This window comes from Sodalis praecaptivus (assembly GCF_000517425.1).
GTDB classification, from domain to species: Bacteria; Pseudomonadota; Gammaproteobacteria; order Enterobacterales; family Enterobacteriaceae; genus Sodalis_A; species Sodalis_A praecaptivus.
Map to the genome: position 1 here is coordinate 325,751 of NZ_CP006569.1, position 10,367 is coordinate 336,117.

The following is a 10,367-nucleotide window of genomic DNA, read 5'->3' on the forward strand; positions in this document are numbered from 1 at the left end:
GGGCGCTGGCGTTCATAAGCATTTCTCATATTGACCGCTAGACGCCCATCAAGAACCATGCTAAGTTTATGTCCACTGCATTGTGATCTTACCTGTAGTTTGAATCTGAGCTTTACTCTTTGCCCGCACCCCGTTGTAAGAAAGTACCAAACGTGACCAACGAGGGCGTCAGGCAGGCGGGATTTAAATTAATCCGTTGTTAGGCACTCTTAATCTCAGTCTTCTTGTTATTCATATTGCATGAGTCGCTGTTCATCAGCCCAAACGGGATTTCCCGGGATTAAATGCCATAGACAGGCACGGTTTTACGCTGCCATACCATCCACAAAATCAGTTCGAGATATACCCCGAGTTTAAGAACCCACCATTATGAACCTTACCGAATTAAAAAATACGCCGGTTTCAGAGCTAGTGACCCTCGGCGAGAATATGGGGCTGGAAAACCTGGCCCGCATGCGTAAACAAGACATCATCTTCGCCATCCTCAAGCAGCATGCCAAGAGCGGCGAGGATATCTTCGGCGATGGCGTGCTGGAAATTTTGCAGGACGGATTCGGTTTTCTCCGCTCCAGCGACAGTTCCTACCTTGCCGGCCCCGATGATATTTACGTTTCCCCCAGCCAGATCCGCCGCTTTAACCTGCGCACCGGCGACACCATTTCCGGCAAGATCCGTCCGCCGAAAGAGGGCGAGCGCTACTTTGCGCTGCTGAAAGTCAACGAAGTCAACTACGACAAGCCGGAAAACGCCCGCAACAAGATCCTGTTTGAAAACCTGACGCCGCTGCACGCCAATTCGCGTTTGCGCATGGAGCGCGGTAACGGCTCTACCGAAGATTTGACCGCGCGCGTTCTGGATCTTGCCTCGCCTATCGGCCGCGGCCAGCGTGGCCTGATCGTGGCGCCGCCGAAAGCCGGTAAAACCATGCTGCTGCAAAATATCGCCCAAAGCATCGCCTATAATCACCCCGACTGCGTGCTGATGGTGCTGCTGATTGACGAACGTCCGGAAGAGGTGACCGAGATGCAGCGTCTGGTGAAAGGCGAAGTCATCGCTTCGACCTTCGACGAGCCGGCGTCTCGCCACGTGCAGGTCGCCGAAATGGTGATAGAAAAAGCCAAGCGCCTGGTTGAACATAAGAAAGACGTTATAATCCTGCTGGACTCCATTACCCGCCTGGCGCGCGCCTACAACACCGTCGTACCCGCTTCCGGCAAGGTATTGACCGGCGGTGTCGACGCCAACGCCCTGCATCGTCCGAAACGTTTCTTCGGCGCCGCGCGTAATATGGAAGAGGGCGGTAGCCTGACCATCATCGCCACCGCGCTTATCGATACCGGCTCGAAGATGGACGAAGTGATTTACGAAGAGTTCAAGGGCACAGGCAACATGGAACTGCACCTGTCGCGTAAAATCGCCGAGAAACGTGTTTTCCCGGCGATCGATTACAACCGCTCAGGGACCCGTAAAGAAGAATTACTTACCACTCAGGAAGAGCTACAGAAAATGTGGATCCTGCGCAAAATCATCCACCCGATGGGTGAAATTGATGCGATGGAATTCCTGATGAACAAGTTGGCGATGACCAAAACCAACGATGAATTCTTCGACATGATGAAACGTTCGTAAGTCACAAAAACTCGGGTAGCGCCACGTGAGAACGTGGCGTTTTTCTTTTCTAATGCTAGGATAGTCACATCTTTGGTGTGTCCGGTTACACGCGTCTGTGCCTGTCCGGGCGATTTTGATCCTATCTGCACGCCTGACGGAGATTCAGGTGGAACATAAAGAGATAACAGAAACCCTATTTCGTTGTCACAAAACTCAGTGACGAGTAAGGCATCGGAGTTGAGGCGTAAACCATGGTGACGCATTGAACGACCTGATGGATGCAGAGAGCTTTCTATTGTGAACATACTCAATATGAGTACTGATTTTGTTGCTATTTTTCTGTTTTCTTTGCTCTTTTTGTTTTTAGCGCGCAAGGTTGCCAAAAAAATAGGCCTGGTCGACAAGCCCAACTACCGCAAACGCCACCAGGGGCAGATCCCTCTGGTGGGCGGTATTTCCATTTATGCCGGCATCTGCTTCGCCTTTCTCTACACGGATCATTATATTCCTCACGTGTCGCTGTACCTGATGTGCGCAGGCGTCCTGGTCGTGACCGGCGCGCTTGACGATCGGTTCGATATCAGCGTGGTGGCGCGCGCCATCATCCAGGCGCTGGTCGCGGTGGCGATGATGGTCTTCAGCGGCCGCTATATTAATAGCCTGGGCTACATTTTCGGGCCGTGGGAAATGGTGCTGGGGCCATTTGGTTACTTGGTGACGCTATTCGCCGTCTGGGCGGCGATCAACGCGTTCAATATGGTGGACGGTATCGACGGCCTGTTGGGCGGCCTCTCCTGCGTGTCTCTTGGCGCCATGGGCATCCTGCTCACGTTGGACAATAATCCAGGCCTGGCGCTGTGGTGTTTTGCCATGATCGCCGCCATTTTGCCCTATATTTTATTAAACCTTGGGGTGTTCGGCCGACGCTATAAAGTGTTTATGGGCGATGCCGGCAGCACCATGATCGGCTTCACGATTATCTGGCTGTTGCTGCAAAGCACCCAGGGCTGGGGGCACCCGATGAATCCCGTGACCGCCCTGTGGATCATCGCCGTGCCGCTGATGGATATGATAGCCATTATGTACCGCCGGATGCGCAAAGGCATGAGCCCGTTTGCGCCCGACCGGCAGCATATTCACCACCTGATCATGCGCGCGGGCTTCAGCTCGCGCCAGGCGTTTATCATCATTACACTCACCGCCGCGCTACTGGCGTTTTTCGGCGTGGCGGGGGAACGCTGGCTGCGCTGGCCGGAGTCGGTCATGTTGTTGCTGTGGATCGGGGTGTTTTTACTGTATGGCTACGTACTGAAATGCGCCTGGCGGGTCGCCCGCTTCGTCAAGCGAACCAAGCGGCGGCTTAGCCACTACAAAAAAAACACCACCTTAAACGGAAATTCGGGGCGAAAATGACACCTGCTAGCTCACCCTCCTCCGCCGGCCGGGGACAGGCTATCGACAATGAACTGGACTTGCGCGGTTTGCTATGCGTGCTGTGGCGCGGCAAGGTTACCGTCATCGCCTATGCGCTCGCGTTTGCGCTGGGCGCGCTTATATACTCCTTCGTGGTGCGCCAGGAGTGGACCGCCATCGCCATTACCGACAAACCGACGGTGAATGTACTGGGCGGCTACTTCTCCCAGCAGCAGTTTTTGCGCAATTTGGATGTGAAAAATACCGCGCTGCCGACCTCTGACACCCCCTCGATTGCCGATGAAGCGTATCAGGAATTCTTGCGCCAGCTCGCATCCTACGACACCCGCCGGGATTTCTGGCTCGCCAGCCCCTATTATCAAACGCGCAAAAAGGGCGACGTCCACGCCGACGCGGTGCTGCTGGATGAGTTGATCAACGCCATTCAGTTCCTGCCGCGCGACGAGGTGAAAAAACTGCCCGACAGCGCGCGGCTGGTGGCGGAGACCGCGCCGGACGCCAATCAGCTGCTGCGTCGCTATGTGGATTTCGCCAACCAGCGCGCGGCCAACCTTCTCAATGAGGATGTTATGGCCGCCTGGGCCGCGCGCACCGTTTCGCTCAAAGCGCAGGTGAAGCGGCAGGAGGCGGTGGCCGCGGCGGTCTATCAGCGCGAGCAGCAACAGCTTAATCAGGCGTTGAAACTGGCGCTCGCGCAGGGTATCGACCGCAGCCGAACCGACGTCGCCGCTGAGAATTTGCCGCAATCCGAAATGTTTCTGCTGGGACACCCGCTCCTGCAGGCACGTTTGGACGCTCTGCAGGCGGCCGGACCGGCCTATGATACCGATTACGACCAAAACCGCGCGATGTTGACTACCCTCAATGTAGGGCCGGTTTTAAACAAAAGCTTTAAGACCTACCGTTATTTGAGGACCCCTGAAGAGCCGGTAAAACGCGATAAGCCACGCCGCCTGTTCCTGCTTGTGCTGTGGGGAGCCGTAGGTATGCTGCTGGGCGCGGGCGTCGCGCTGGCGCGCCGTCGTTAATGCCGCCGACAGGCATTAAACTGTCGGAATAGTCCGCTGCCGTTAGCCGCGCGGCCGAATGTATTCCAAGCCGTTGCCGGCTTTGCTCAGAATAAAGGGAACTGTTGTGAAAGTGTTAGTCGTCTTTGGCACACGGCCGGAAGCCATCAAAATGGCGCCGCTGGTTCTGGCCCTGGCCGCTGATCCGGCCTTCGAGACCCGCGTCTGCGTGACGGCCCAACATCGCGAGATGCTGGATCAGGTGTTGCGCCTGTTTGCGATCGTGCCCGATTACGATTTGGATATCATGCGCCCGGCGCAGGGCCTTGGCGAGATAACCAGCCGCATATTGACCGGCATGCAGCCCGTCCTGGACGACTTCCGTCCAGACGTGGTGCTGGTGCATGGCGATACCACCACCACTCTGGCCGCCAGTCTGGCGGCGTTTTATCAACATATCCCCGTGGGCCATGTGGAAGCGGGCCTGCGCACCGGCGATCTCTCCTCTCCCTGGCCGGAGGAGGCGAATCGTAAATTGACCGGCCACCTGGCCCGCTGGCATTTCGCGCCCACCGACAATGCCCGCGCCAATTTGCTGGCTGAAGGGCTGCCGGCGGCGCGCATCGCGGTGACCGGCAATACGGTAATTGACGCGCTATTTTGGGTGCGGGACCGGGTAATCAGTAATGCCGGGCTGCGCGCCAGCCTGGATGAGCGTTACGCGTTTCTCGACGGTGTGCAGAAGATGATATTGGTCACCGGCCACCGCCGCGAGAGCTTTGGCGACGGTTTCAAGCGTATTTGCGCCGCGCTGGCGCGTATTGCACTCGATCACCCCGACGTGCAGGTGGTCTATCCGGTGCATCTTAATCCTAACGTTAGCGAACCGGTAAACCGTATGCTGAGCGGTATCGCCAATATAAAACTCATTGATCCACAGGACTATTTGCCGTTCGTTTATTTAATGAATCGCGCCACGATTATTCTGACGGATTCCGGCGGGATCCAGGAAGAAGCTCCCTCGTTGGGGAAACCGGTGCTGGTGATGCGCGATACCACCGAGCGGCCGGAGGCGGTGGCGGCCGGCACCGTGCGGCTGGTAGGGACGGACGAGCAGGCGATTCACCAGGCGGTATCGCAGTTGCTCAATGATGCCCAGGCGTATCAACGGATGAGCCGGGCGCATAACCCCTACGGCGATGGCCATGCCTGTGAGCGGATTATCACGGTATTAAAAAAAGATAGCAGGTGAATCCATGAATTTTGACACAATTTCCGTTATTGGACTGGGGTATATCGGTCTGCCCACCGCCGCGGCGTTTGCCTCGCGCCGCAAACGGGTGATAGGCGTAGACACAAATCAGCATGCGGTGGACACCATTAACCGCGGCGCAATACACATCATTGAACCGGATTTGGACCGGGTTGTGACCGATGCCGTGCGCCAGGGGCTGCTGCGGGCGGTGAGCCAGCCGCAGCCGGCGGACGCGTTTCTCATCGCCGTACCGACACCCTTTCAGGATGACCATGAACCGGATCTGAGCTATGTCAAGGCGGCGGCGTTATCGCTGGCGCCGGTTTTAGCGCCGGGATGTTTGGTAATCCTTGAGTCCACGTCGCCGGTGGGAACAACTGAACAGATGGCCGGCTGGCTGGCGGACGCGCGTCCCGATCTGACCTTCCCGCACCAGGCGGGAGAGGCGGCGGATATCAATATCGCCTATTGCCCGGAGCGCGTGCTGCCCGGCAAAATTATGGTGGAGCTGATTAAAAATGATCGGGTGATCGGCGGCATGACGCCGCGCTGCTCGGCGCGCGCCGCCGAGCTGTATCGCATCTTCCTGGAAGGTGAGTGCGTGGTGTCCAATGCCCGCACCGCCGAAATGTGCAAGCTGACCGAGAATAGCTTCCGCGATGTGAACATAGCCTTTGCCAATGAGCTGTCGGTCATCTGCGCGGAACAGCAAATCAACGTCTGGGAGCTGATAGCGCTGGCCAATCGCCATCCGCGGGTCAATATTTTGCAGCCGGGACCGGGCGTCGGCGGCCATTGCATCGCGGTGGATCCGTGGTTTATCGTGGCCCAGAATCCGGCGCAGGCGCGGCTTATCCGCACCGCGCGCCAGGTGAATGACGACAAACCCGATTGGGTGGTGGAAAAAGTGAAGGCGGCGGTGGCGGACTGCCTTAACGACAGCGGGCGCGGCAGTAGCGATGTGACCATCGCTTGCTTCGGGCTGGCGTTTAAACCGGATATCGACGACCTGCGTGAAAGCCCGGCGCTGCATGTGACCGAGCTCATCGCCCGCTGGCATCGCGGTCAGACGTTGGCGGTGGAGCCGAATGTCGACGCGTTGCCGGCCTCGTTGGACGGATTGGTCACCCTGGCGGACAGGGACCAGGCGCTGGCGACGGCCGATGTTCTGGTTATGCTGGTGGATCATCGCCAATTCCGCGCCCTCGCGCCTTCCGCCATCCGCCAGCGCTGGGTGGTGGATACGCGCGGAGTCTGGCGATGAGACGCCTGCTGATTACCGGCGGCGCGGGGTTTATCGGCTCGGCGCTGGTACGCTATATTCTCGGCGCCACCGCGGATCGGGTGTTAGTGGTGGATAAACTGACCTATGCCGGCAATCTGGACTCGCTGGCACCCGTCGCCGACCATCCCCATTATCGCTTTGCCCGCGCCGATATCGGTGACGGCCCGACAATGGCGCGGCTGCTCGCGGAGTTCCAGCCGGATGCCATCATGCATCTGGCGGCGGAAAGCCATGTCGATCGCTCCATTGACGGCCCGGCGGCGTTTATCGATACCAACATCACCGGGACCTCGATTCTGCTGGAAGCGGCGCGCGGGTATTGGCAGACCCTGCCTACGGCCGCGCGCGCCGCCTTTCGCTTTCACCATGTCTCCACCGATGAAGTGTACGGCGACCTGCCCAATGACGGTAGCCGGTTTAACGAAAGCTCGCCTTATGCGCCCAGCAGTCCCTACTCCGCCTCGAAAGCCGCCAGCGACCACCTGGCGCGCGCCTGGATGCGCACCTTTGGCCTGCCGGTGCTGGTGACGAATTGTTCCAATAATTATGGCCCCTATCACTTCCCGGAAAAGCTGATCCCGTTGATGATTATCAACGCCTTGGCGGGTAAACCGCTGCCGGTGTACGGCGACGGCGGTCAGATCCGCGACTGGCTGTATGTGGAGGATCATGCCCGCGCCCTCTATCAGGTGGTGACCCGCGGCCGCCCTGGTGAGACTTATGTCATCGGCGGCCATAACGAGCGGCGCAACATCGACGTAGTAGAAGCGCTGTGCGGGCTGCTGGAGCAGGCCGGTGCGCCTCATCCCCCCGGCGTCGTCGCGTTCAGGCAGCTCATCACGCAGGTGGAAGATCGGCCGGGGCACGACCGGCGTTATGCGATTGACGCCGGTAAGATTGCGCGCGAATTGGGTTGGCGGCCGCAGGAAACCTTCGACAGCGGGCTGGCCAAGACCGTGCAGTGGTACCTAACCCATCATGAATGGTGGCAGCGGGTGCTGGACGGTCGCTATCGCGGCGAGCGTCTCGGCCTCGGGCCGGGCCAGTAAGGCGAGGAGAACAGATGAAAGGTATCGTTCTGGCGGGCGGCAGCGGCAGCCGCCTCTATCCGATCACCCGCGGGATTTCCAAACAACTGTTGCCCGTGTACGACAAACCGATGATCTATTATCCGCTGTCGGTGCTGATGCTGGCGGGGATCCGCGACATCCTGATTATCACCACCCCGGAAGAAATGCCGCTATTCAAGCGGCTGCTCGGCGCGGGCGAGGCGTTCGGTATTCGTCTGACTTATGCCGCCCAGCCCCGTCCCGAGGGAATAGCGCAGGCGTTCCTGATTGGCGAAAGCTTTATCGGCGACGACCGCTGCTGTCTGGTGCTTGGCGACAATATCTATTTTGGTCAGGGCTTTAGCCCCAAACTGCGGCAGGTGGCCGCGCGCGAGCAGGGCGCGACGCTGTTCGCCTACCAGGTGATGGATCCCGAGCGGTTCGGCGTGGTGGCGTTCGATGACGATTTCCGCGCCGTCGCGCTGGAGGAAAAACCGGCCCATCCCCGCTCCCGCTGGGCGGTAACCGGTCTCTATTTCTATGATCGCCAGGTGGTGGAGTTCGCGAGACGGGTTACGCCTTCGGCGCGCGGAGAGCTGGAGATCACCTCGATAAACCAGATGTATCTGGAGCAGGGCGGGCTGCAGGTCGAGCTGCTGGGGCGCGGTTTCGCCTGGCTGGATACCGGCACCCATGACAGCCTGATAGAGGCCAGTACCTTTGTACAGACGGTCGAAAAGCGCCAGGGATTCAAAATCGCCTGTCTGGAAGAAATCGGCTGGCGCAACGGCTGGCTCGATGATGACGGCGTGCGGCGCGCGGCGCAGGCGCTGGCGAAAACCGGCTACGGCCAATACCTGATGGATCTGCTCCATGTCCGCCCGCGCCAGTATTGACCTCCTGGCCTGGGAGAGCGAGTTTTTCGGCCGCCGCCTGGGCCGCGTCGTGTTTGACGACGCCGCGCCGCGTTTGACCCCGTCGGCGCTGACGGGATTTGCGCTGGTGCAGGCGAAAGTGGCGGCGCAGGCCACGGCACAAATGGATGCGCTTAGCGCCATCGGATTTCGGCCGGTGGAAGGCGAAATGGACTGCTGTTATACCCTGCCGGCCTGCGCCGGCGGCGCGCCGGTCGCGGGCGCTGCGGCGCTGCCGGCGGCGGAAATGCGGCTGGCGGGGGAGGCGGATATATCCGCGCTGCGCGCGCTGGCGGCGCAGACGTTGGTGCAAAGCCGCTTTCGGGCGCCGTGGTTCAGCGACGAAGAGCGCCAGCGCTTTTACGCGCAGTGGGTGGCAAATGCCGTACGGGGCAGTTTTGATCACCTCTGCCTGGTGGCGCAGGGGCCCGACGGTATTTCGGGGCTGGTAACGCTTCGGGATATCGGGGGGCAAGCGGCGCGTATCGGCCTGCTGGCGGTGTCCCCCGCCGCCCGCGGTCGCGGCACGGGCAAATTGCTGTGCCGCGCGGCGCTGGGCTGGTGCCGCAGCCGCGGCTTCCGGCAATTGTGGGTGGCGACGCAAACCGCCAACCTGCCGGCGCTGCGGCTTTATTTGGCGAGCGGCGCACGGGTAGTGCATGCCGCGCATTGGTTATACCGAGGACCTCATGATTCCATTTAACGCGCCACCGGTGGTCGGCACCGAATTGGGCTTTATGCAGACCGCGATGGGCAGCGGCAAGCTGTGCGGCGACGGCGGATTTACCCAGCGTTGCCAACACTGGCTCCAGCAGCGTTTCGGCAGCGCGAAGGTGTTGCTGACGCCTTCCTGCACCGCCTCGCTGGAGATGGCGGCTATTCTGCTGGATATCCGCCCCGGCGATGAAGTGATTATGCCGAGCTATACCTTCGTGTCCACCGCCAACGCCTTTGTGCTGCGCGGCGCGACGATTGTCTTCGTCGATATCCGCCCGGACACGATGAACATGGATGAGGCGCTGATAGAAGCGGCGATCACCCGCAAAACCCGCGCTATCGTGCCGGTTCACTATGCCGGCGTGGCCTGTGAAATGGATACCATCATGGCGATCGCCGAGCGGCACCGCTTGTGGGTGGTGGAAGACGCCGCGCAGGGGGTCATGGCGACCTATAAAGGGCGCGCCCTCGGCACCCTCGGCCATATCGGCTGCTTTAGTTTCCACGAAACCAAAAATTATACCGCCGGCGGTGAGGGCGGCGCGACGCTCATTAACGATGCGGCCCTCGTTGAGCGGGCGGAAATCGTCCGCGAAAAGGGCACCAACCGCAGCCAATTTTTCCGTGGACAGGTGGATAAGTATACCTGGCGCGATATTGGTTCCAGCTATCTCATGGCGGATATTCAGGCCGCCTATCTATGGGCACAGATGGAGGCGGCGGACATCATCAATCAACGGCGCCTGGCGCTGTGGCATCGTTACGCGTCTGCGCTGGCGTCGCTGGACGGTTTGACGCTGCCGACGGTGCCGGCCACCTGTTTGCACAATGCCCACATGTTCTATGTCAAGTTGCGGGATATCGACGATCGCGACGGTTTCATCCGCCATTTGAAAGCGGCGGATATCTTGTCCGTCTTTCATTACATTCCGCTGCACGATAGCCCGGCGGGGCGCCGCTTTGGTCGGTTCCACGGCAGCGATCGCCATACTCAGCGCGAAAGTCAGCGCCTGGTGCGTTTGCCGCTGTTTTACAATCTAAGCGACGACGATCAGCAGCGCGTCATTGACGCGATATACGGCTACTTCAACTGAT

At 59.6% G+C, this 10,367-nt stretch carries 9 protein-coding genes; all 9 read left to right on the forward strand.

Annotated elements, in window-relative coordinates; genetic code table 11:
* Positions 1–369: 369 nt before the first annotated feature.
* Positions 370–1,629: a transcription termination factor Rho gene (rho, locus tag SANT_RS01455; protein WP_011412192.1), complete on the forward strand. Its 1,260-nt coding sequence runs from the start codon at positions 370–372 to the stop codon at positions 1,627–1,629.
* A gap of 279 nt (positions 1,630–1,908) precedes the next feature.
* Positions 1,909–3,024, forward strand: a complete 1,116-nt coding sequence (wecA, locus tag SANT_RS01460) for a UDP-N-acetylglucosamine--undecaprenyl-phosphate N-acetylglucosaminephosphotransferase (protein WP_025420551.1) — start codon at positions 1,909–1,911, stop codon at positions 3,022–3,024.
* A complete protein-coding gene (gene wzzE, locus SANT_RS01465) occupies positions 3,021–4,073 on the forward strand; it encodes an ECA polysaccharide chain length modulation protein (protein WP_025420552.1) in 1,053 nt (350 codons plus the stop codon). Before wecA ends, wzzE begins: the two co-directional genes overlap by 4 nt.
* A 106-nt stretch (positions 4,074–4,179) precedes the next feature.
* Positions 4,180–5,304, forward strand: coding sequence for a non-hydrolyzing UDP-N-acetylglucosamine 2-epimerase (gene wecB, locus SANT_RS01470; RefSeq protein WP_025420553.1), 1,125 nt, complete (start codon positions 4,180–4,182; stop codon positions 5,302–5,304).
* 4 nt (positions 5,305–5,308) lie between these two features.
* Positions 5,309–6,571, forward strand: a complete 1,263-nt coding sequence (gene wecC / locus SANT_RS01475) for a UDP-N-acetyl-D-mannosamine dehydrogenase (protein ID WP_025420554.1) — start codon at positions 5,309–5,311, stop codon at positions 6,569–6,571.
* Positions 6,568–7,641, forward strand: a complete 1,074-nt coding sequence (gene rfbB / locus SANT_RS01480) for a dTDP-glucose 4,6-dehydratase (protein ID WP_025420555.1) — start codon at positions 6,568–6,570, stop codon at positions 7,639–7,641. Before wecC ends, rfbB begins: the two co-directional genes overlap by 4 nt.
* Before the next feature lie 14 nt (positions 7,642–7,655).
* A complete protein-coding gene (rfbA, locus tag SANT_RS01485) occupies positions 7,656–8,537 on the forward strand; it encodes a glucose-1-phosphate thymidylyltransferase RfbA (protein ID WP_025420556.1) in 882 nt (293 codons plus the stop codon).
* Positions 8,515–9,258, forward strand: a complete 744-nt coding sequence (rffC, locus tag SANT_RS01490; protein ID WP_025420557.1) for a dTDP-4-amino-4,6-dideoxy-D-galactose acyltransferase — start codon at positions 8,515–8,517, stop codon at positions 9,256–9,258. The genes rfbA and rffC overlap by 23 nt, the downstream gene beginning before the upstream one ends.
* Positions 9,245–10,366, forward strand: coding sequence for a dTDP-4-amino-4,6-dideoxygalactose transaminase (gene rffA, locus SANT_RS01495; RefSeq protein ID WP_025420558.1), 1,122 nt, complete (start codon positions 9,245–9,247; stop codon positions 10,364–10,366). The genes rffC and rffA overlap by 14 nt, the downstream gene beginning before the upstream one ends.
* The last annotated feature ends 1 nt before the right edge of the window (position 10,367 follow it).

Bases quoted from the DNA above. Each gene is read 5' to 3' on its own strand.
- wzzE (WP_025420552.1), top strand. From the start codon at position 3,021: ATGACACCTGCTAGCTCACCCTCCTCCGCCGGCCGGGGACAGGCTATC.
- wecC (WP_025420554.1), top strand. From the start codon at position 5,309: ATGAATTTTGACACAATTTCCGTTATTGGACTGGGGTATATCGGTCTG.
- rho (WP_011412192.1), top strand. From the start codon at position 370: ATGAACCTTACCGAATTAAAAAATACGCCGGTTTCAGAGCTAGTGACC.
- rffC (WP_025420557.1), top strand. From the start codon at position 8,515: ATGTCCGCCCGCGCCAGTATTGACCTCCTGGCCTGGGAGAGCGAGTTT.
- rfbB (WP_025420555.1), top strand. From the start codon at position 6,568: ATGAGACGCCTGCTGATTACCGGCGGCGCGGGGTTTATCGGCTCGGCG.
- rfbA (WP_025420556.1), top strand. From the start codon at position 7,656: ATGAAAGGTATCGTTCTGGCGGGCGGCAGCGGCAGCCGCCTCTATCCG.
- rffA (WP_025420558.1), top strand. From the start codon at position 9,245: ATGATTCCATTTAACGCGCCACCGGTGGTCGGCACCGAATTGGGCTTT.